Below are 22,244 nucleotides of genomic sequence, written 5' to 3'. Positions count from 1 at the left end.
CCATTGGGCATCAGTAAGTGTTAGTCTATTCATATAATCAGAATAACTGATTTTCTTTGTATGTCAACACACCCTATTATACAAAAAATAATTTGTGGTCGTACAGCTTCAGATTTAAAATTCTGTTCATCTTTATAGTGTGATCCAATCATGAAAAATTTATTGTTAAATGTTGATGTAAAAAAAGCTGTGTTGCTGGCGATACTGACTAGTGCCGCATTGGTAGGTTGTCAAGCTTTGCCCAAGAATAACTCAGCGATGGCTGATGCACAAAAAGACATTCATGATTGTGTCTCGAATCATGGCGAAACATGGTCTGTAGTTAAAAATCAATGTGTACAACTTTCTCGTGTTGCCGATATCCGTGTTCAAAAGCCTAACGATGCCAGTTCAACAGTTTATGCCATTTTATCTGACGACAAACAACAAGCTGAAATCTTTGGTGCAAATCTGCCCGAAGGTACGATGTTTGACGCTGTAAAAGGTGGCTATATGTCTAAAGATGGACAACTGCGTTTGATGAATACCCCAAGTGGTTGGAAATTATTGTCTTTGTATCGTCCTTAATTTTTAAATAACCTGAGTTTGTTTATGTAAATTATCCTGATTTATTTCAGACATTTAGTTAGCTCGTAAGAAAAAGCCATGACATCAATCATGGCTTTTTTTGCATAAATATTAAAGCAGGCTTTATTCAGCAGGTGCATGATAAAGCAAATAAATTTCCGTCAAGTTATCAGGAATTTCTTCTGCTAATTCATCCATCAATTGCCCATTACGACGGAAGCTTTCCATTTGTGGATCTTCTTCATCAATACCACTAAACACCATAATCGGCAAAGTCAGCTCAACCAAAGGCTCTTCCAATTCAGGCAAAAACCAAGCTTCTTCATTTAAGAACATCGCATCAACAAAGCCAACGCTCCAATCACCTAAGCTTGAATCAACATCCGCCTCTTCAATTTCAAAAGGAAATTCGATTAACTCTTCGTTCGCAAGTGTAGAGCGAATGTCTTCCAGCCATAATTTAACTTGGCTGACAATCTCACTCGGAATGGCTTTAACTTGCCCATCAAACAAATCATTCAACCAATTGTCTTGTTGCGGCCCGACTGCAATCGCACACAAAAAACCGTGTGTCGCTGCAAAATCTAAGCCATGTTGGTTGTTATCACCATCAAGATAGTCACTAAGCTGGTCTAAATTTAACATTGTCATATATTCCAAGTATATACATCGACCCATGTATCAATGGTTGTCAATGCTTTTAAAATAAGAAAGTTTACTACTAAAAAAAGGATTTAATCAATTAGTCGTCGCTATCATCATCAAAATCATCATCAAAATCGTAGTCCAGCTCTTTCAGTTCACGCTGTAAACGACGTTCTGCCAATAGATCATCAATAATACGGCGTTTTTCTAGAGATTCTCTGGCACTAATTTTACTGGCATTTTCATCAAATGGCACGTCGTCATCGACATAACTATCATCTAATTCAAAATCTGGTGAGTTACTCATGGCATACTCTTCATTGAATAAGGTTAAAAATTACAACAATGCTTTTTCAACATCGTCATTGGCTATTTATACAATAAATCAAAATATGTCAAGCTTTTAAGCGTAAATAATCATCTTATGTATTTTTTTTACTCAAAAACTAAATTCAAATATGCCATTGAAATGATTTTTATCAATATTAATTTTATGAACCACGCTTGATTTTTGACAATAAGCACCAAAAATATACAAAATTATATCCACAAAAGTTGGCTTTTTCTACGCCCCTACTGACGTGTAAAATGCTTTTGTGTTATAATGTAAAATTGAATTTAAGTACACCATTGATAACAGAGTGAGTAACCATGAGCGATATCGATTCCCCAACATCACAAATTGCCGTATTAATTGGTCGCGGCAAGGAACAAGGCTATCTCACCTATGCTGAAATCAATGACCACTTACCTGATTCGGTAACTGAAAGCGAACAAATCGAAGACATCATTCAGATGTTGAATGACGTTGGTATTCCAGTGCATGAACAAGCACCAGAAGCCGATGACATGATGATGGAAGATGCACCTGATGCAGGTGACGATGTGGCAGTAGAAGAAGCTGCTGCGGCTTTGGCATCTGTAGAAAGTGAGCCTGGTCGTACTACTGACCCTGTGCGTATGTATATGCGTGAAATGGGTACAGTAGATTTGCTTACGCGTGAAGGCGAAATCGGTATCGCAAAACGTATTGAAGAAGGCACACGCGATGTATTGCATGCGATTGCTTACTGGCCAAATACAGTAGAATTGGTACTCAGTGAATATCAAGAAACTTTGGTAGAAGACCCACAACGTCGTTTAGCAGATATTTTATCGGGCTATTTAGATCCTGAGTCGGAAGACGACATCCCAGAATTATTAGATGATGAAACACTTTTAGACAAAGAAGACAGCGAAAGCAATGTCGATGTCAAACTTGATGACGACGATGACGAAGAAAGCAGTGACAGCAGCGATGATAGCGATGCAGACTCTGGTCCTGATCCTGAATTGGCAAAAATTCGTTTTGCTGAATTAGCACAGATTTGGGAAGAAACCAAAGCAATCGTACAAAAGCATGGTCGTCACAGCGACAAAGGTAAAGAACAACTTGAAGCAATGGCATCTATCTTTATGATGTTCAAGCTTACACCACGTTTGTTTGATTTGGTTGCAGAGATGATTCGTGGTACACACGAACAAATCCGTAATAATGAAAAAGAAATTATGCGTTACAGTGTACGCCGTGGTCGTTTGAGTCGTGATGTATTCCGTACGACTTTCCCAAGCAATGAATCAAATATGTCTTGGATCGAACAACGTATCGCTGAAGCGGATAGTCAAATCAAGCCACACTTAGAAAAAGTGCGTGATGACGTATTGCTATATCAACAACGTATCGCTGATATTGAAAACGAACTTGGTCTGTCTGTTCGTGAAATCAAAGAAATTGCTAAACGTATGGCAGTTGGTGAAGCCAAGACTCGCCGTGCGAAAAAAGAGATGGTTGAGGCAAACTTGCGTTTGGTGATTTCGATTGCGAAAAAATATACCAACCGTGGTTTACAATTCCTTGATTTAATTCAAGAAGGTAATATCGGTTTGATGAAAGCGGTAGATAAGTTTGAATATCGCCGTGGTTATAAATTCTCGACCTATGCAACGTGGTGGATTCGCCAAGCGATTACTCGTTCGATTGCCGACCAAGCACGTACCATTCGTATTCCTGTACATATGATTGAAACCATCAACAAAATCAATCGTGTACAGCGTCAATTATTGCAAGAAATGGGACGTGAACCAACACCTGAAGAATTGGGCGAACGTTTGGATATGGACGAAGTCAAAATCCGTAAAGTGCTAAAAATCGCCAAAGAGCCAATCTCAATGGAAACCCCAATCGGTGATGATGAAGATTCGCATTTGGGGGATTTCATCGAAGACACTAACATCACTTCACCTGTAGATGCTGCCACTGCGGAAGGTTTGCGTGAAGCGACACGTGAAGTGTTGGAAAACTTGACTGAACGTGAAGCCAAAGTATTGAAAATGCGTTTCGGTATTGATATGGCGACCGACCATACTTTGGAAGAAGTTGGTAAGCAATTCGATGTAACACGTGAGCGTATCCGTCAGATTGAAGCGAAAGCATTGCGTAAATTACGCCACCCTTCTCGCTCTGAACATTTACGTTCATTCTTGGAAAATGACTAAGGCGAAAATATTTTTTCCAATTTTCCAATGAATAAGTGATGGATTGTAGGGCATTGAATTTTGATTTGATGCCCTTATTTATATAAAGATTTTGAAATTATGGTAATGAAAATGATGACTGATCGCATGCCTTCTCGTGAATTGCAAGAACACCTGTGGGTTTTCCCGATGGATTATCCAATTAAACTGATTGGCTTAGCTGGTGATGAACTGCGACAAGCTGTAATTGCAATCTTAAAAAAACATTTTGCTGATTTTGATGAAAAGACTTTGACTGTCCGTGCATCAAGCTCGGGTAAATATGACTCGATCACTGCAAAGTTATATTTTACTGAGCTTGAGCAAGTCCATGCCTTATATGCGGACTTAGCGGCTTGTCCTTTGATTAAGACTGCACTCTAATCTGATTAATTAGCCTTAAAAAAGATTTTTAGGGCTTTTTATTATCCACTATTTGTTTCCATCGTCTCTACCTTTTTAACATATCACCATGACTCAAGATCGTAATACTCGCAGCTCGACTCTACCAAATCTCAGCATAAAAAACTTCACAACTACTCAAGACTATGCCGATACTTTTGAGCAAATGAAAAATTTTACGCTCAATCGAGATGGCGACACACAAGATGAGATTTGGATTTTGCAGCATAATGATGTTTTGACACAAGGTATTGCGGGCAAGGCTGAACATATTTTGATGCCAATGAGTGACTTGCCTGTGGTGCAAACTGATCGTGGTGGACAAGTTACATGGCATGGTCGTGGACAGTTGGTAGTATATTTTTTATTGGATTTAAACCGCCTAAAATGGCATGTGCGTGATCTAGTCGATTTTGCTGAAAATATGATGATTTGGTTGTGTCAGCAATATGGCATCGACAGCTATGCCAAAAAAGATGCGCCTGGTATCTATGTCGGTGAACGTAAAATTGGTTCTCTCGGTTTTAAAATCCGTCGTGGTCGCAGTTATCACGGCTTTGCATTGAATGTAAATTGTGAATTAACAGGCTTTCAGACCATTAACCCTTGTGGTTATGCAGGGTTGGAAATGGTACGTCTGTGTGATTTGAATAATGAAAACTTGTCTTTCCAAACACTTGCCGAACAGTGCCAGCAATACATTGCTTCACAAAATATCTATCAACAAGTGCAATTTGAAACCATTTAAATGTCGTTTGTTGTAATTGTATTTAGAATAATCATTTGATTTTATTTAAAATTTAATTTTAGATACACTCGAGAGCAAAATACGCAGTGTTTTTGCTCTCGAACCAATATTTTTTTAAAAAAGCATAAAACACTTACCTAATATTTCGTCGTAAAAATGCTAAGACATCACACTATACAAATCACATGATTGTGTTACAATCCGATGAGTGTTGCCAATCAAGGAAAATTTGTGAATTTTAGCCAATTAAAACCGACTATAGAACGTCAATACGTCACCTTGATGATGGACGTCATCGCACGTGGTTTGGTCACTGCTAGTCAAGTCGATGAAGAAATTCAACAAGAACTAAAAGGCTTTCCCGTAGGCATGGTATTTTGTATGCAGGTCTATCCTTCAACACCAAAATTTATGCTTAAGGTTCTACCAAACCAAAAATTAATTAAATTAAACAATACAGATGTTACAGCAGATTTAACCATCACATTCAAACACTTACAGCATGCATTTTTGGTATTTTCTTTTCAGGAAAGTACAGCCCAAGCCTTCGCCAATGACCGTATGATCGCTGATGGTGATCTCAGCTACGCTATCCGCTGGGTACGTTGTCTAAACAAAATGGAAGCACTGATTTTACCAAAAATGTTGGCAAATCTTGCCATTAAATCTTATCCAACCCAATTAACTTTAAAAGATAAATTGAAGAAATCTTCAAGTATTTATCTAAAAATGGTTCAATCCTATTTCAAATAATTCAGCTTGAGTGTGCATGATGAATAAACCTTATTATGAATTTTTTTGTCCTGTCAAAATTATTGCAGGTGAAGCTGCTCTTGAGCATATTCCTTTTGAATATCAAGCACTCGGAGCTAAGCGTATCTTAATCATTACTGATAAAGGTGTACGCCAAAATCAGCTACTAAAACCTATCGAGCAAGCATTTGCTCAGACTGATGTGGTGGTAGCGGATATTTTTGATGATGTGCCAGCAGACAGTAGTTTAGATACGGTCAAACACGTTGCACAGCGTTATCGTGACGGCAATTGCGATGCGATTTTGGCAGTTGGTGGTGGCTCGGTGATTGACACGGCTAAAGCCAGTAATATTCTCGTTTCAGAAGGTGGTGATGACCTAATGAAATTTGCGGGAGCACATCGCCTATCTCGTGCTTTAAAACCATTATTTGTCGTGCCGACCACGTCAGGTACAGGCTCAGAAGCGACTATGGTTGCGGTGGTGACGGATCGTGAACGTCAAGTAAAGTTGGCTTTTGCATCTTACTTCCTTTTACCTAATGCCGCAATTTTAGATGCACGCATGACGCAAACCTTGCCAAGTCACCTTACTGCTATGACCGCAATGGATGCACTCACGCATGCTATCGAAGCCTATACATGTATGGCAGCCAACCCAATGAGCGATGCCTATGCCACAGCAGCCATCAAAATGGTGAGCGAACATATTTTCTTGGCAATAGAACAACCACAACATCAGCAAGCACGCTTAGCACTGGCTCAAGCAGCGACGATGGCTGGTGCTGCATTTTCCAATTCGATGGTAGGGCTAGTGCATGCATTAGGACACGCATTAGGTGCTGTTGCTCACCTACCACATGGCTTATGTATGAACCTATTCTTGCCATATGTGCTTGATTATAATAAAGATGTCAATGGTGACAAAATTGGTGAATTACTATTGCCTTTAGCAGGTGCTGAAATCTATATGCAAACACCAATGGATAAACGTGCTGAGCGTGTCATTCGCTATATTGAAGAAATGCGTGATCGTTTATATAGCCAATGTCAATTGCCACGAACCTTACAAGAAACAGGAAAAGTAAGCCGTGAGCAGTTTACCGCTATTGTAGAAAGGGCAATTGATGATGGTTCAATTATCTTCAATCCTAAAGAAACTACACGTCAAGATTTAATGCAATTGTTAGAAAAAGCGTGGTAATTTGCCTCGCTTTTCTTAAAATATAGTTTTAAATTTTTGACTGTGGCAAAGCATATTTAAATGTATTTAATATTTATGATACTGATTTATGTCGCTTTGTATTTGCTGATTTTTAATATTAAAATCAAACAAATATATGCTGTACATATTCTACATATACCTTAATGATGTAATACGCTTTGCCTTCTTTATTTACTGATTAAATATTTTTTGTTATATGCCCACGATAAATCAATCCCAAAGTCACTTACTCGATTATTTAAGCACTGCCATTGTGCTACTAGATACTGAATATCACATTGTGGACATGAATGCGTCGAGTGAGTTGTTATTTGAAACTAATTTAGGTCATGTACAAGGGCAACATGTACAGCAGTTAATTCGTTTGCAAGGTAGCGATACGCCACAACATTATTTAAAATTTGAAAAAATCCTTCAAAAAGTTTTACTGACAGGACAAGCTTTTACCCATCGTGAAGCGATTTTAAGTATTGGTTTAAAAGATTGTTATGTAGATTATACAGTCAATTTTATTGAAGATCATGCCAATCAACAGCAATTCTTTTTGATTGAATTGCAACCGATTGACCGCCTAATGAAAATTTCTAAAGAAGAATTACAAGAACAACAACATCAAATCGCACGCCAGTTGGTACGCAGTGTCGCCCACGAAGTTAAAAATCCATTGGCAGGCATTCGTGGGGCAACACAACTGCTGGCACGGCAGGATAATATCGAAAAAATTCAAAAATTTAGTGAGATTATCTTAAGTGAAGTCGATCGCCTGACTTTACTCACCGACACCATGCTCGGCTCAAGACAATTGCCTAATTATAGCCAAATTAATATTCACCAAGCTTTGGAACGTGTGATTGACTTACTGCATAGCCAAAATCCGACCTTGCAGATTAAACGTGATTATGATTTGTCGCTACCTGAAGTGTATGCTGATTTAGACCAACTTATTCAAGTGCTATTAAATATCAGTATGAATGCGGTGCAAGCCTTTCAAGAGCATCAAGATTTTTTTATTCAGCAACAGCAAATGCCATGTCTGACTTTACGCACACGTGTACAACGCTTGGTCACGTTGCAAGGCGTAGGACATCGTAGCGTTTTAAAAATTGAAATCGAAGATAATGGCATTGGGATTCCAAGTCATTTGATTTCTTCTATTTTTTATCCGATGGTGACAGGACGTGCTCAAGGCACAGGCTTGGGATTAAGCATTGCCGAACAAATTATCCGCCAACACGGGGGCATTATTGAGTGCCAGTCTAGTGCAGGTTGTACCTTATTTTCGATTTTTTTACCTTGGGAGCACGTCGCATGATGCAAGATGTTCAGCACAGTAATGCACAAATTTGGGTGATTGATGACGACCGTACCATGCGTTGGGTTTTAGAACAAACATTAAGCGATGCAGGCTATCAGGTCAGCAGTTTTGAAAATGCCCTATTGGCTTGGCAACAGCTGGAACACTTGTTCGCACAGCCAGAAAATAGCCATGACAACAATCATAAAAACAATCATGAACATCAAATCCCTAGGGCAATCATTAGCGATATTCGTATGCCCGAGCTTGATGGTTTAAGCTTTTTAGCCAAATTACAAGCGGAAAAAATTGATATTCCGGTCATTATCATGACTGCTCATTCCGATTTAGATTCTGCTGTATCCAGTTATCAAACTGGTGCATTTGATTATTTGCCAAAACCGTTTGATATTGATGAAGCCTTGAGTTTGGTACAACGTGCCATTTTGTCAAAACAACTGTCAAAGCAACAGTCCCAACCGAATGACACGCCCACCGCCACACAAGCTAAGAAAAATCAAAAAGATAAAGCAACTGATTTACTTCAACATAGTAATATCATTGGCGAATCGCCTGCTATGCAAGATTTGTTTCGTGCGATTGGACGATTATCGCAGTCACATATTACGGTACTGATTAACGGCGAATCAGGAACAGGTAAAGAGCTGGTTGCACAAGCGTTGCATCACCATTCACCACGCAAGAATAATGCTTTTATCGCCCTAAATATGGCAGCGATTCCCAAAGATTTGATTGAAAGTGAACTATTTGGGCATGAAAAAGGAGCATTCACGGGGGCAAATACACAGCGTCAAGGGCGTTTTGAACAGGCTCATGGTGGCACATTATTTTTGGATGAAATCGGCGATATGCCTTTTGAAGCACAGACACGTCTGTTGCGTGTTTTGGCGGCAGGTGAATTTTATCGTGTCGGTGGACATACGCCTGTCAAAGCTAATGTGCGAATTATTGCTGCCACACATCAGGATTTGGAAAAATTAGTTAAAGAAGGCAAATTCCGTGAAGACCTTTATCATCGTCTCAATGTAATACGTCTAGTGATTCCACGTTTGGCTGAGCGTAGCGAAGATATTGCTCAACTGGCACAGTATTTTTTATATCAAGCTGCCAAAGAAATGAATGTTGATGTCAAAATCCTACAGCCTGAAACCATTGCTCATTTACAAACTTTACCTTGGCAAGGCAATGTCAGACAGTTGGAAAATACTTGCCGTTGGCTAACCGTGATGGTGACTGGGCAAGAAATTTATATGCATGATTTACCAGCAGAATTACAGCATGTAGCAATAGCCACTAGCAAGCATGATGCGATAAATCCACCATCTATGCCGATAAAATCAGCAGATTGGCAAACCCAATTACAGACTTGGGCAGTACAACAATTGGCACAAGGCGAACAAGATATTCTCACCACCGCAAGTATTGAGATGGAAAAAGTCTTACTCAATGCAGCGTTGAATCACACGCAAGGGCGTAAGCAACATGCGGCACAACTGTTAGGCTGGGGACGTAACACCTTGGCAAGAAAATTAAAAGAATTGGGGTTGGAGAATGACAATAGTAATGAGTGATTCACGATCGGTAACATTCAAATAAAAAAAGAAAGCACTTTCATGCTTTCTTTCTTGTACAACAAATAAGCTGTACAGATGCTTACTGATGGTTTTTCAATCACAATTAACGGTTAAAGTCGCCGTAATCATCATTGAAATTAGGCATAAAATCGCCATCCATATGTTGTAAATGCTCATGCATCGCACGTTCATGCTGAATGCGTTGATAAATCTCTTCACGATGGACAGAAACTTCTTTAGGTGCATTGACACCAATACGGACTTGATTGCCTTTAACACCAAGTACAGTCACGCTGACTTGATCACCAATCATTAAGGTTTCACCGACACGACGAGTCAAAATTAGCATATTTAGGCCTCCTTGCTAAGATAACTACGCAATAACCAAAAACCTGAGATAACCGACTTGCACAACTGCGATTATCACTGCTTTTGAATCTACTTAATTTGATTATAATACAAGCAACACGTTTCGCAACGTTTTTTTATGTATTACAATCAAATGTTATCGCCATAGCATACACTATTTTTTTGGTCTTGTCTTTATGCTCTCGCACTACTTTCGCCGTGTTCACGGTCTAAGCCAAATGCAGTGTGCAAAGAACGTACAGCAAGCTCTAAATATTTTTCTTCAATCAACACTGAAATTTTGATTTCAGAAGTTGAAATAAGAATGATATTGATGCCTTCATCTGCCAAAGCACGGAACATACGGCTTGCTACGCCTGCATGTGAACGCATACCCACACCAACAATAGAGACTTTGACGATATTATCATTGCTCAAAATATCACGTGCACGGATTTCTTCAGCATTACTTTTAAGGATTTTCTTGGCTTTGCTTAAGTCATTGCGATTGACGGTAAAAGTAAAGTCTGTCGTGCCATCTTCTTCGATATTTTGAATAATCATATCGACTTCGATATTGGCATCACTGATTGGGGTCAAAATTTTTGATGCGACACCTGGTTCATCTGGTACGCCCAAAATAGTCAATTTCGCTTCATCACGTGTAAATGCAATACCTGAGATAATTGGCTGTTCCATACTTTCCTCTTCTTCAATCGTGATTAATGTGCCCACATTTTGTTTAAATTCATCGTCAAATGCACCATCGTTGTCATTGTCAAAACTTGATAATACACGTAAAGGCACTTGATATTTACCCGCAAATTCTACTGAGCGAATTTGCAATACTTTTGAACCCAATGATGCCAATTCCAGCATTTCTTCAAAAGAAATACAGTCGATTTTACGGGCTTTTGGGGCAACACGTGGGTCGGTGGTATATACGCCATCAACATCGGTATAAATTTGACATTCATCGGCTTTGAGTGCCGCCGCCAATGCCACGCCTGTGGTATCCGAGCCACCACGACCCAAAGTTGTAGTATTGCCTTCGCTATCTACACCTTGGAAACCTGCTACCACAATCACACGACCTGCGTTCAAATCGGCACGCATACGGTCGGTATCAATCGCTTCAATACGGGCTTTGGTAAATGCACTATCAGTCTGAATCGCCACTTGACGACCTGTATAAGACTTGGCATCCAAACCAATTGAATCCAATGCCATCGCCAACATGGCAATGGTCACTTGCTCACCTGTCGATACCATTTGATCGAGTTCGCGTGGATTTGGCGTATCGGTAATTGATTTTGCCAAAGCCAACAAACGATTGGTTTCACCACTCATGGCAGAAACCACCACCACCACTTGATGACCATGATCATGCCAACGCTTTACACGACGAGCGACATTCAGAATCCGCTCGGGTGTACCCATTGAAGTACCACCGTACTTTTGAACGATTAGTGCCATTGGTATTCCTTAGCAATAAAAACGACTTAAACGATATTCAACACCTTTTTGAAATTCATCGTTTAAGGTTGAGTTTTGTTTGTATTCAACGTTTGAACACAAACCCGTAAACCTGTGGTCGGTGATGTCAGTTCACCACCTAAAATATAAAATTGTCCTGCGGGCAAGGGCTTAAGCAGATATTGATATTGCCGTGCGGATAACTTATTCGCTGCAATCTCTCGGTGATTGGCAGTAATTTTCATCCCTGTCACAGGGCGAAATATCCGCCAACCCGATTGGCTAAACGTCAATTGCACGGGCTTTTCAACGATAATCCTAACACTTGGATCGGCACGCACCTTATCATCGACAAAATCAAAAGGCATATGACGGCAATAATCATCCGCTTTTTCAGGCACATTTAGAATATAAAATGCCCTGCCTGACTGGTAGTGATAGATGAGCATATTGCCAACATCATGATAAACAACGCAATAAGTCGCTTATTATTTAACATCAGCATACTCCAAGCAAGCCTTTAAGCATAAAATAAAATTATTATAATTTCAATATTTAATAACTTTATTTTTCAAAAAAATTGCACCACAAGTTTAAATTTTAAACTTATGATGCAATCATCATACAACAGTTTTGGCGATAGAATAATGACAGCTTACTGTCTTCTTACAAATGCTTTTACAAGCCTTTTCGCCATGCTTTTGAGAAATTATACTTTGTCAGCCAACCATGCTGTTAAAGCGTCCATATGTTGTGGCAAATCAGCACTATAGCTTGCACCACCTTGGGCTAAATCTGGCTTACCGCCACCTTTACCACCCATCAAGCCTGCAAGATGTTTGATAATATCACCTGCTTTGACCTTGTCATGATGTGCTTTAGCAACCGATGCAATCAAGCTCACTTTATCATCGGCAACACCTGCCAAAACAATCACCGCATCATCAAGTTTTGATTTAACGCTGTCATGCAAATGACGTACACTGTTGGCATCCATATTGTCCACCACAGCAATTAAGGTTTTACGTCCTGCAATCTCTTGTACACTGCTTAACAATTCAGCGGCTTGAACATGTGCCAATTTCTGATTGAGCTGTTCGATTTGTTTTTGTAAAGCCGTCACTTGACTAACATTGGCTTTGACTTTATCCAAAGTTTGGTCTTTTTGGGCTTTCAATAAGTCATTGATATGACGAATGGTTTGCTCTTGTTGCTGTACTAATTGCACCGCACGCATACCTGTCACAGCTTCGACACGACGCACGCCAGCAGCTACACCACCTTCTGAAATAAACTTAAATAAACCAATTGCACCCGTATTTGCCACATGGATACCACCACATAGCTCTACTGAAAATGGGCGTTCGTCTTTGACTGTACCCATGGTCAATACACGGACTTTTTCGCCATATTTCTCACCAAAAAGCATCATCGCACCGCGTGTTTTTGCAGTTTCAATATCAAGCACTTCAGTGGTGACTGCGGTATTGGCAATGATTTCAGCATTCACCAAACGCTCAATTTCATCCAATTGTTCCAAAGTCACGGCTTGGTCATGCGAGAAGTCAAAACGTAACAAATCACTTGCCACTAATGAGCCTTTTTGTTGTACATGTGTACCCAAAATTTGACGCAATGCTGCATGCAATAAATGCGTTGCCGAGTGGTTACGCATGATCGCACTGCGTAACTGTTCTTGTACTTGTGCATCGACATTTTGCTTGGTGCTGACTTTACCGACTGTCACCACGCATTGATGAACAAAAGCTGCACCTGATTTTTGTGTATCGTGTACTTCTAAAATGCCTGTTTCGCTTTTTAAAGTACCTGTATCACCCACCTGACCGCCACTTTCTGCATAGAAAGGTGTTTGATCGAGAATCACTAAGACTTCATCGCCTTCAAAAGCTTCTTCTACTGACTCACCATCACGATACATGGCAACGATATTGCCCTGACGATGCGTAGCACTGTAGCCATTAAAGAACGTGATTTCATCGGTTTTGATGATGCTATTATAATCAACGCTAAATTTACCTGCTTCTCTGGCACGCTGACGCTGAGCATTCATTTCACGCTCAAAGCCCGCTTCATCAATGGTTAATTCACGCTCACGCGCAATATCCGCAGTCAAGTCCGCAGGGAAACCGTAAGTGTCATATAATTTAAACACCACTTCACCAGGGATTTCTTTGCCTTTTAGGTTTGCCAATTCCGCTTCAAGCAACTTCAAACCTTGTTCCAAAGTCTTGGCAAATTGTTCTTCTTCTTTAATCAAAGCTGCTTCGATACGGGCTTTTTGTTCTGCCAATTCTGGATAAGCCTCGCCCATCACTTCAATCAATGGCTGCAACATTTTATAGAAGAAAGTATCATTTGCACCCAATTTGTAGCCATGACGTACCGCACGGCGAATGATACGACGCAACACATAGCCACGTCCTTCATTAGATGGATTCACCCCATCGGCAATCAAGAAACAGCATGAACGAGCATGATCCGCCACCACACGTAAAGACGGTTGGTCAAGGTTATCTGTACCAACAATCTTGGCAGCGGCTTGAATTAAATGTTGAAATAAATCAATTTCATAATTTGAATGAACGTGTTGCAATACTGCAGAGATACGCTCTAAGCCCATGCCTGTATCGACACTCGGTGCAGGCAATGGATGCATTTCACCGTCTGCTGTACGGTTGAATTGCATAAAGACGTTATTCCAAATCTCAATAAAACGGTCACCATCTTCTTCCGGCGTCCCCGGTAAACCACCCCAAATATGCTCACCGTGGTCATAGAAAATCTCGGTACATGGACCGCAAGGACCCGTATCACCCATCGCCCAGAAGTTGTCTGATGCGTATTTTTCGCCTTTATTGTCACCGATACGGATAATACGATCGGCAGGAATGCCTACACCATTATGCCAAATATCAAAGGCTTCATCATCAGTGTGATAAATGGTCACATATAAGCGGTCTTGTGGTAGGTTCAACCAATGTGGTGAAGTCAAAAATTCCCACGCATAATGAATCGCATCAGTTTTGAAATAATCACCAAAAGAAAAGTTACCCAACATTTCAAAGAAAGTATGGTGGCGAGCAGTATAGCCGACATTGTCTAAGTCGTTGTGTTTACCGCCTGCACGCACGCATTTTTGTGATGTGGTAGCACGAGTATAAGCACGTTTGTCCAAGCCCAAAAAGCAGTCTTTAAACTGGTTCATGCCTGCATTGGTAAATAGCAAAGTCGGGTCGTTATTTGGCACTAACGAGCTAGACTCAACACGGGTATGTCCTTTACTTTCAAAAAATTGTAAGTATGCTTCACGAATTTCGGCAGATGTTTTTACAGCAGTAGTCATCTTTAGGTTTAACCTTTGGGCTTGTTAATTTAAATGACAATTAGTATAACGAAAATTTTATCTTGCACCAAGTTTTATTATGTTTTCGTCTTTATTGCTTTGCAAATTAGCGATACATTCTCATCAGGCATAATAATTTATCAAGCCATCTGATTTTTAAAGAAATCTCGTCCTTAAATTTTTACTGAAACAATATAACTGTCCACCAAGTTCCGCTATACTATGCTTTTGTTTTTTATGTGGACTTGTGGGAAATCGTTATGCAACGTATCGCAATCAATGGCTTTGGACGTATCGGACGCAATGTTTTACGGGCATGGATTGAGCGCGTGTGGTTCGAGCAAGGCTATGCTTTGGAAGATGTACAGATTGTGGCGATTAATGATATTGCCGATGCAGAAACCTTGGCACATTTATTACGGTTTGACAGTACGCATGGACGCTTTCCTGCTGATGTGCAAGTGGTCTATCCCGACAATTCTAAACCACACGCAGATGATAAAAATCATACTGCCGTAGCTCAATTTCATATCTATAAAAATCATCAAAAAAATCCAAATAGCGAACCCTTAATTATTGATATTTATCAACAAAAAAATCCAGAACAATTGCCATGGCATAGCTTAAATATTGATTTGGCTTTGGAATGTACAGGCTTTTTCCGCTCTCGCCAAGATGCCAGCCGTCACCTACAAGCAGGGGCAAAACGGGTCATTATCGGCGCGGCACCGTTTGATAGTGTAGATATTGCGATTGTCTATGGGGTCAATCAGCAAGACCTACGCCCAGAACATCAGATTATTTCTAGCGTATCTTGTACCACGCAAGCCTTAGTGCCATTGGTCAAAATTTTGGATGATGCTTTTGCTATCGAAAGTGCCTTGATGACTGAAGTGCATGCGGTAACTACCGATCAAGCAGTACTCGACCATGCACACCGTGACCTGCGTCGTGCTAGAAGTGCGGGCTATAATATTATTCCGACCACATCGAGTGCCTTAGCAGCATTAAAACAAGTATTACCACATATGCAAGACCGCATTGATGGTTATTCGATTCGTGTGCCGACCATTAATGTGGCAATGATTGATTTAAGTGTAATTTTTAACCAATCCGTCACCGCAGAACAAATTAATCAAGTGTTAAATCAAGCCGCTCGCCAAGATTATGCCGAGATTATGCAAGTCACTGATCAGCCTTTGGTATCCAGTGATTTTAATCATTCGCCTTATTCTTTGATTGTCGATAGTTTACAAACCATGTCTTTGGGTAAGCATGCCAAAGTGCTGGCGTGGTATGATAACGAATGGGGCTATGCAAATCGCTTATTGGATTTAAGCTGTTGTTTTAACTCAATTATAGTAGAATAAGGGCAAAAGCATGGCAGTTCATTTTTTTCATACCTCTGATTGGCATTTGGGTCAGTTATTTTTTCATTATCCGCGAGATTTTGAACACCAGCAATTTTTAAATTGGCTGATTGCACAGCTTGCCGAGCAACAACCTGATGCTCTACTGATTGCAGGCGATATTTACGATACGGTCAATCCATCTGCCCACGCCCAAAAACAGCTGTATGAATTTATTGCCAAGGCTCATGCCATTGCTCCGCATTTACAAATTTTGATGATTGCCGGTAATCACGATTCGGGTTATCGCATTGAACAAGTCGCCCCGTTATTAAGCAAATATCAAACGCAAGCGATTGGCACGATTGAATGGCAAACCTCGCAACAAGAGAAAACAAATGATAAAGAGAACCATCAAAATACCCAAAACAAAACTGAAAAAATTTTAAATACCGAAAAATTAATCGTGCCAATTTATAACCGAGAGCAACAAATTGTCGCTTGGGTGGTGGCACTGCCCTATTTACGTTCGGCAGAAATCACGGGGTTTAATCGTCAGACCGAACAGCATGATAGTGCGATTGCTTACATTCACAGCCAACTAATTGCTACTGCTAGAAATCTTTGTCAGCCACATCAAGCCTTGATTGTGATGTCACACGCCCATTTACAAGGTGGTGAAGTGTCAGAATCAGAACGCCCGATTGTAATTGGCAATGAAGATGCTTTATCAATTCAACTATTTGGCGATGGTGTGGATTATGTGGCGTTAGGGCATTTACATAAACCGCAAAAAGTCAAATATCCGCATATTCGTTATAGTGGTTCGCCAATTCCTTTGTCTTTAAGTGAAAAAAAATATCAACATCAAGTGCTTAGTGTTAAAATCGACCCAACTCAAGATACTGAACATCGTATCGAAATGAATGCCCTACATATTCCACGTTCGGTCGAAATTCTGCATATTCGTGGTGAAATTGATGACATTTTACAACAACTAAGCGAGCTACCATCCCAACCACGCCCACTACAACAGCGAGATTATGTCTATGTGGAATATCAATGCGAAGGTCCTACGCCATTGGATTTACGCCATAAAATCGAAAATAACCTTGTCCCAGATAGCTATCGCTTATTAAAAATCCAGCGTACATCGAAACAAATTAAACAAACTGAATCACCGCAACATACCGATATTGATATGGTTGCCCCGACACCGCAACAATTGTTCCGCACCATTTGGGAAAAAAATTATTCAGCAGATCAACAGGTTTACCAAGATTTTGACAGTTTGGTTGAACCTGCTACGCATGCTTTACAAGAGCAACAAGGCAATAAAAAAGTTTAGTCTATTTGGAGAATAAAATGAAAATTTTAAGATTAAGAATCAATAATTTGGCATCATTAGCAGGTGAGCAAGCTGAGATTAACTTTGAACAAGCCCCTTTGGCAAATAGTAGCTTGATTGCCATTGTTGGGCGTACTGGTGCAGGAAAATCGACCATTTTAGATGCAATTTGTTTGGCGTTATTTAATGAAATCCCACGCCTACAATCTGTAGGCAGAAATACCAAAGTACAAGATAGTTCTGGCGAATTATTGACCTTAGAAAGTCCACTCAATATCTTACGTCGTGGCTGTGTCAGTGGCTATGCCGAGCTGGATTTTGTGGGTTTGGATCAAAAAGCCTATACCGCACGTTGGTCGGTCACGCGTGCCCATAAAAAAATCAATGGTAAAATCAAACTTGAACGCAATTTGATCAGTATTGAAGATAAAAAACTACTTGCCCATAAAAAAACCGATTTTGAACATCAAATCCATCAATTAATTGGTATGGATTTTAAACAATTTACTCGCGCAGTATTATTGGCTCAATCTGAAGTAGTGGCTTTTTTAAAAGCCAATGATGAAGAGCGTGCCAATGTTTTGGAATATCTCACCAATTCAGAAATCTATGCTGAAATTGGTAAAACTGCCCATCTAAAGCATAAAAGCTATACTGATCAATTAAACAGTTTAAAACAAGCTTTGGGTTTTATTGAATTATTATCTGATGAAGAGATGAATATTTTAAAACAACAAAAAAATGATATTGAACAGCAACTCAAAGATAATCAACTACAGCACGAGCAATATAAACAGCAACAGGCTTGGTATATTCAACTGAATAATCTAAGTACCCAACTGCAACAAGCCGAATATACCTTACAACAACAGCAAAACCAACAAGCAGAGATGGATCAATTGCGTTTGCAAATTCAACGTTTACAACAAGTACAGCAAATTCAGCCGACTTTACAGCAAATTTCTTCAACTAATCAACAACTTAAAAAATCACAACAGCAACAAGCTCAATTACAACAAGCTATACAGCATAGTCAAACACAAGCCGAACATCAGCAACAGCTTTTTACACAAGCCAGCGAGCAATTTAATTTATTTAAACAAAAACAACAACAATTACAGCCGATTTTTCAACAAGCGATTAAACTTGATGTATCTTTAGAAAATATGCGTCAAGAATATAAAAATATCCAAAACCAACATAAACTACAAAAAGAAAAATTTGATACAGTATTGCAACAGCATCAGCAATACAATACTGATTTACAGCAAAAACAACAGAAAAAATCTGATTATCAACAGCAATTACAAAAGTTTATTTATTTAAAAGAGTTATTAAATGAACCAAAATCAAGCTTAATTCAGGTTAATCAACTTAAACAGGCTTATCAACATTATCAAGATTTAATTCATGAATTAAATCATCATTTATCACAAGTAAATGTTCATCAATTACAGCAACAATTGACAGAAAAAATTTATCAAATGGGTTTGGATCTAAATATTACTTCGGATACTATTTTAGATAATCATAATCAAGATATTTTAAAAGATATACAGTCTTTAAATACGCAAATTTTTGAGAAAATCAATATACAAAAAAATGATTTAGAGTATATTGAGCAATCTTTTGTACAGCAAGAATCTATGATTAAAACCTTGCAACAAGCAGAACAAAAATTAAAAACGCTACAAGATATGCAAGCATTAATTTCTGCATATCAACAACAATATCACGACGATTTAAAACTAAAGCAAACCGCTGAATCTGAATATCAATCCGCACGGCAAGAGTTTGCCAGTATTCAAAAAGTCTTAGCACAGCAAAAATTATTACGCACGGATTATGTGGTGCAATTGCGTGAGCAGTTACAACCAAATGAAGCTTGTCCAGTTTGTGGTAGTCAAAATCATCCTTTTATTGAGCATGAACAGCTGATTAACGATGCCTTACAGCAATTAGAATCGCAACAATTACAGCAAGCCGAGCAACAGCAAAACCTAGCTTTAGAAAAGTTAGAACAGGCGAAATATCAATATGTTGCCAGTGAAACCAAATTACAACAGCAACAACAACAGTTACAACTTGCCGAAACCGATTGGCAAGATTTTAGTCATGATATTTTGGTAAATTTTAAAGCTGAAACAGATGATTTAAAGCAAAAATTAATTATATTTATTGAAAATAAAAACCTTGCTGAAATTCAATCTTTGCTAGTACATTATCAACAAGATTTACAAAATACAGTAAATCATAAAAAGCAATTGCAATCGCAGTTAAATCAATATGCAGTCTATCAACAGCAATTACAACAAATGCAAAATGATTATCAGCATTATCAAAATATTATTCTTGCCGAGCAGGATTATCAAAAATTATATCAACATATTCTCTCGCAATTGGAAAACCATGATTTACAACAAATGAATATTCATGATTTTTGCAAAAAAATCACTCAAGATATTCAAGTCCATAGCAATATACAACAGCAATTATTAACGATTGAAAAACATATTCATGACCTGCAAACGCAATGTAATCAATTGCAATTTGAGCAACAGCATTTACAAGCACATGTTCAGCAACAGCAACAGCAGTTGGATCAAATGACGCAAAGCGGTCAGCAACAACGCCAACAGCTGACTGAATTAATGCAAAATTACCCGACAGCACAAGTATTTAGCCAAGCCAGTGCATGGCAACAGCAGTTTGATCAAGATTATCAAGATGTAGAAGGCAAATATCAATCCGCTCAAAATAGCTTGCAAAATGCCCAACAGCAACTGCACAAACAGCATACCGAACAGCAATTGATGGATGAAAATCTATCGCACCTACAGCAACAAATTCAGAAATTACAGCAAGTTAAACAACAATGGTTGGCGAAGCATAATGATTTTGATGATGCGTTATTGCAACAAATGTTGGCATTGAGCGAACAACATCCTATTGAGCAATTGCAACAGACTTTGTCAGATTATCAACAAAAAATCATCAGCTTAACCGCACAATGCGATACCTTGAAACAGCAATTGCAACAGCATCAAGCCTTGCAACATGTTGAGCCATTGGCTCTGGCTGAAATTGAACAGCAATTACAAGCATTGCAAGCACAGCAACAACACTTACAACAGCAGTTACAGCAATATCAAGCACAGCTATTACAGCAAGAACAAGCCGTGCAAAAACAACAACAACAGCAGAAACAAATTGAGCTATTACAGCAAGAACAACAGCGTTGGTATAAAATTCATAGCTTGATTGGTAGTTCGGACGGTAAAATCTTCCGTGCCTATGCTCAGCAATATTATTTGGATATGTTATTGCAATATGCCAATCTACAGCTTGAGCCACTCGCCCCACGTTATCAATTAGAGCGTATTGAAAATAGTCTAAGTTTGGCAGTAATCGACCATGATATGAATGGTGAAAAACGTGCTGTGGCGTCACTTTCGGGCGGTGAAAGCTTTATTGTAGCACTGGCTTTGGCATTGGCACTGGCGAATTTTGCATCGGGTTCATTAAAATTAGAATCGTTATTTATTGATGAAGGTTTTGGTACTTTAGACCCGAATTCTTTGCATTTGGTGATGGATGCGTTGGATAAATTACAAAGTCAAGGGCGTAAAGTAGTGGTGATTTCCCATATCGAAGCCATGCACGAACGCATCCCTGTACAAATTCAGGTCAATAGCATTGGTGCAGGCGAAAGTAAAATTGAGATTGTCGGCTGATTAGGTGTTTTTGCCGTAATCTCTTGCCCCAAACAAAGCCGTTCCCACTCTGACCATGGTTGAGCCAGCTTGTATCGCATCCGCCATATCGCTCGACATACCCATGCTCAATGTATCCCAGTGTTCAGGCTGTTGATGATGTGCTTTGACGTGTTGAAATAAAACTTGTGCATCAGCAAAGGCTTGGACATTATTCGGTGCAGGAATAACCATCAAGCCACGCAGTTTTAAATTTTCTAAAGCACTGATTTCACGCACTAAATCTGCTACTTCTTGCGGTGAACAGCCATCTTTTGTATCTTGTCCATCAATATTGACTTGCAAACAAATATTTAAAGCCGGCATATCACTGGGACGTTGTTGTGATAAACGCTGGGCAATGATTAAACGATCCACACCATGTACCCAAGCAAAATTTTCCGCCAAAGGCTTGGTTTTATTGCGTTGCACATGCCCAATAAAATGCCATTCAATATCTAGATCTTTTAATTGTTGAATTTTATCCAAGCTTTCTTGTAAATAATTTTCCCCAAAAGCACGCTGTCCCAAATCGTACAATGCACGAATGCGATCACTTGGGTGTGTTTTCGATACTGCTAAGAGTTGTACATTTTCAATTTCACACCCTGCCTGCTGACAAGCATCTGCAATCTGTTGGCATACTGTTTGATATTGTTTGGACAAAGGCATAATGACTCCAAATAGAAAATTATATTTCAAAAAATAATGAAATAACTAGTACAGATGACTTTCATAACGCTTAGTTTAGCAAAAAATAAGGATTTTAGATAAATTAATCACAAAAACACTTGGTTTAATGCCCTGAAAAACGTATCATTTACA

The 22,244-nt window shown here is 39.2% G+C and carries 18 protein-coding genes; 11 read left to right on the top strand and 7 right to left on the bottom strand.

Features of this window, described 5'->3' with window-relative positions; all coding sequences use genetic code 11:
- Window positions 1–150: 150 nt before the first annotated feature.
- Complete coding sequence (locus ACEYX7_RS02655) at window positions 151–567, top strand: hypothetical protein (protein WP_374802218.1); 417 nt, start codon at window positions 151–153, stop codon at window positions 565–567.
- Window positions 568–690: 123 nt separating this feature from the next.
- On the opposite strand, the gene ACEYX7_RS02650 is transcribed toward ACEYX7_RS02655, so the two are convergent.
- Window positions 691–1,218, bottom strand: coding sequence for a YecA/YgfB family protein (locus ACEYX7_RS02650; RefSeq protein WP_374802216.1), 528 nt, complete (start codon window positions 1,216–1,218; stop codon window positions 691–693).
- A 91-nt stretch (window positions 1,219–1,309) separates the two neighbouring features.
- Window positions 1,310–1,519, bottom strand: a complete 210-nt coding sequence (locus ACEYX7_RS02645; protein WP_374802215.1) for a PA3496 family putative envelope integrity protein — start codon at window positions 1,517–1,519, stop codon at window positions 1,310–1,312.
- A 344-nt stretch (window positions 1,520–1,863) separates the two neighbouring features.
- On the opposite strand from ACEYX7_RS02645, the gene rpoD reads away from it, so the two are divergent.
- The 7 genes from rpoD to glnG all read left to right on the top strand — a co-directional run bounded on the left by rpoD (window position 1,864) and on the right by glnG (window position 9,779).
- Entirely contained in the window at window positions 1,864–3,747 is a 1,884-nt protein-coding gene (gene rpoD, locus ACEYX7_RS02640) for an RNA polymerase sigma factor RpoD (protein ID WP_374802214.1), read from the top strand.
- Window positions 3,748–3,861: 114 nt separating this feature from the next.
- Entirely contained in the window at window positions 3,862–4,149 is a 288-nt protein-coding gene (locus ACEYX7_RS02635; protein WP_374802260.1) for a YbeD family protein, read from the top strand.
- A gap of 88 nt (window positions 4,150–4,237) precedes the next feature.
- A complete protein-coding gene (gene lipB, locus ACEYX7_RS02630) occupies window positions 4,238–4,915 on the top strand; it encodes a lipoyl(octanoyl) transferase LipB (RefSeq protein ID WP_374802213.1) in 678 nt (225 codons plus the stop codon).
- Window positions 4,916–5,119: 204 nt separating this feature from the next.
- Window positions 5,120–5,668, top strand: a complete 549-nt coding sequence (locus ACEYX7_RS02625; protein WP_374802211.1) for a hypothetical protein — start codon at window positions 5,120–5,122, stop codon at window positions 5,666–5,668.
- A 19-nt stretch (window positions 5,669–5,687) separates the two neighbouring features.
- The gene (locus ACEYX7_RS02620) at window positions 5,688–6,872 is read left to right on the top strand and encodes an iron-containing alcohol dehydrogenase (RefSeq protein WP_374900183.1); all 1,185 of its coding nucleotides are present in this window, start codon (window positions 5,688–5,690) and stop codon (window positions 6,870–6,872) included.
- Window positions 6,873–7,089: 217 nt separating this feature from the next.
- The gene (glnL, locus tag ACEYX7_RS02615) at window positions 7,090–8,205 is read left to right on the top strand and encodes a nitrogen regulation protein NR(II) (protein WP_374802207.1); all 1,116 of its coding nucleotides are present in this window, start codon (window positions 7,090–7,092) and stop codon (window positions 8,203–8,205) included.
- Complete coding sequence (glnG, locus tag ACEYX7_RS02610; protein ID WP_374802258.1) at window positions 8,205–9,779, top strand: nitrogen regulation protein NR(I); 1,575 nt, start codon at window positions 8,205–8,207, stop codon at window positions 9,777–9,779. Before glnL ends, glnG begins: the two co-directional genes overlap by 1 nt.
- A 106-nt stretch (window positions 9,780–9,885) precedes the next feature.
- Here glnG and csrA read toward each other — a convergent pair whose 3' ends face one another.
- The 4 genes from csrA to alaS all read right to left on the bottom strand — a co-directional run bounded on the left by csrA (window position 9,886) and on the right by alaS (window position 14,970).
- Window positions 9,886–10,131 (bottom strand): carbon storage regulator CsrA, encoded by a 246-nt coding sequence (gene csrA, locus ACEYX7_RS02605; protein ID WP_374802205.1) that lies wholly within the window; start codon window positions 10,129–10,131, stop codon window positions 9,886–9,888.
- A 194-nt stretch (window positions 10,132–10,325) separates the two neighbouring features.
- Window positions 10,326–11,606 (bottom strand): aspartate kinase, encoded by a 1,281-nt coding sequence (locus ACEYX7_RS02600; RefSeq protein WP_374802203.1) that lies wholly within the window; start codon window positions 11,604–11,606, stop codon window positions 10,326–10,328.
- Between the two features lie 62 nt (window positions 11,607–11,668).
- A complete protein-coding gene (locus ACEYX7_RS02595; protein WP_374900181.1) occupies window positions 11,669–12,055 on the bottom strand; it encodes a hypothetical protein in 387 nt (128 codons plus the stop codon).
- Window positions 12,056–12,315: 260 nt separating this feature from the next.
- The gene (alaS, locus tag ACEYX7_RS02590) at window positions 12,316–14,970 is read right to left on the bottom strand and encodes an alanine--tRNA ligase (protein WP_374806524.1); all 2,655 of its coding nucleotides are present in this window, start codon (window positions 14,968–14,970) and stop codon (window positions 12,316–12,318) included.
- Window positions 14,971–15,230: 260 nt separating this feature from the next.
- On the opposite strand from alaS, the gene ACEYX7_RS02585 reads away from it, so the two are divergent.
- The 3 genes from ACEYX7_RS02585 to ACEYX7_RS02575 are packed head-to-tail and all read left to right on the top strand — an operon-like array spanning window position 15,231 to window position 21,401.
- Window positions 15,231–16,340 carry a type I glyceraldehyde-3-phosphate dehydrogenase gene (locus tag ACEYX7_RS02585; protein ID WP_374802197.1) on the top strand — a complete coding sequence of 370 codons (1,110 nt, stop codon included), beginning with the start codon at window positions 15,231–15,233 and terminating at the stop codon, window positions 16,338–16,340.
- A 10-nt stretch (window positions 16,341–16,350) separates the two neighbouring features.
- Window positions 16,351–17,667, top strand: coding sequence for an exonuclease SbcCD subunit D (locus tag ACEYX7_RS02580; RefSeq protein WP_374802195.1), 1,317 nt, complete (start codon window positions 16,351–16,353; stop codon window positions 17,665–17,667).
- A 17-nt stretch (window positions 17,668–17,684) separates the two neighbouring features.
- Window positions 17,685–21,401: an AAA family ATPase gene (locus ACEYX7_RS02575; RefSeq protein WP_374900180.1), complete on the top strand. Its 3,717-nt coding sequence runs from the start codon at window positions 17,685–17,687 to the stop codon at window positions 21,399–21,401.
- Here the strand turns inward: ACEYX7_RS02575 and ACEYX7_RS02570 are convergent, their stop codons facing one another.
- Entirely contained in the window at window positions 21,402–22,091 is a 690-nt protein-coding gene (locus ACEYX7_RS02570; protein WP_374802191.1) for a YggS family pyridoxal phosphate-dependent enzyme, read from the bottom strand.
- Window positions 22,092–22,244: the final 153 nt, after the last annotated feature.

The organism is Hubeiibacter jixunmingi (assembly GCF_041928215.1).
Taxonomy (GTDB): Bacteria; Pseudomonadota; Gammaproteobacteria; order Pseudomonadales; family Moraxellaceae; genus Acinetobacter.
The sequence above is the reverse complement of the archived record's forward strand: the minus strand, read 5'-3'. Positions and strand labels throughout refer to the sequence as shown.

Excerpts from the sequence above, each read along its gene's own strand:
- ACEYX7_RS02655 (WP_374802218.1), top strand. The coding sequence starts at position 151 with ATGAAAAATTTATTGTTAAATGTTGATGTAAAAAAAGCTGTGTTGCTG.
- ACEYX7_RS02650 (WP_374802216.1), bottom strand. The coding sequence starts at position 1,218 with ATGACAATGTTAAATTTAGACCAGCTTAGTGACTATCTTGATGGTGAT.
- ACEYX7_RS02645 (WP_374802215.1), bottom strand. The coding sequence starts at position 1,519 with ATGAGTAACTCACCAGATTTTGAATTAGATGATAGTTATGTCGATGAC.
- rpoD (WP_374802214.1), top strand. The coding sequence starts at position 1,864 with ATGAGCGATATCGATTCCCCAACATCACAAATTGCCGTATTAATTGGT.
- ACEYX7_RS02635 (WP_374802260.1), top strand. The coding sequence starts at position 3,862 with ATGACTGATCGCATGCCTTCTCGTGAATTGCAAGAACACCTGTGGGTT.
- lipB (WP_374802213.1), top strand. The coding sequence starts at position 4,238 with ATGACTCAAGATCGTAATACTCGCAGCTCGACTCTACCAAATCTCAGC.
- ACEYX7_RS02625 (WP_374802211.1), top strand. The coding sequence starts at position 5,120 with ATGAGTGTTGCCAATCAAGGAAAATTTGTGAATTTTAGCCAATTAAAA.
- ACEYX7_RS02620 (WP_374900183.1), top strand. The coding sequence starts at position 5,688 with ATGAATAAACCTTATTATGAATTTTTTTGTCCTGTCAAAATTATTGCA.
- glnL (WP_374802207.1), top strand. The coding sequence starts at position 7,090 with ATGCCCACGATAAATCAATCCCAAAGTCACTTACTCGATTATTTAAGC.
- glnG (WP_374802258.1), top strand. The coding sequence starts at position 8,205 with ATGCAAGATGTTCAGCACAGTAATGCACAAATTTGGGTGATTGATGAC.
- csrA (WP_374802205.1), bottom strand. The coding sequence starts at position 10,131 with ATGCTAATTTTGACTCGTCGTGTCGGTGAAACCTTAATGATTGGTGAT.
- ACEYX7_RS02600 (WP_374802203.1), bottom strand. The coding sequence starts at position 11,606 with ATGGCACTAATCGTTCAAAAGTACGGTGGTACTTCAATGGGTACACCC.
- ACEYX7_RS02595 (WP_374900181.1), bottom strand. The coding sequence starts at position 12,055 with ATGCTCATCTATCACTACCAGTCAGGCAGGGCATTTTATATTCTAAAT.
- alaS (WP_374806524.1), bottom strand. The coding sequence starts at position 14,970 with ATGACTACTGCTGTAAAAACATCTGCCGAAATTCGTGAAGCATACTTA.
- ACEYX7_RS02585 (WP_374802197.1), top strand. The coding sequence starts at position 15,231 with ATGCAACGTATCGCAATCAATGGCTTTGGACGTATCGGACGCAATGTT.
- ACEYX7_RS02580 (WP_374802195.1), top strand. The coding sequence starts at position 16,351 with ATGGCAGTTCATTTTTTTCATACCTCTGATTGGCATTTGGGTCAGTTA.
- ACEYX7_RS02575 (WP_374900180.1), top strand. The coding sequence starts at position 17,685 with ATGAAAATTTTAAGATTAAGAATCAATAATTTGGCATCATTAGCAGGT.
- ACEYX7_RS02570 (WP_374802191.1), bottom strand. The coding sequence starts at position 22,091 with ATGCCTTTGTCCAAACAATATCAAACAGTATGCCAACAGATTGCAGAT.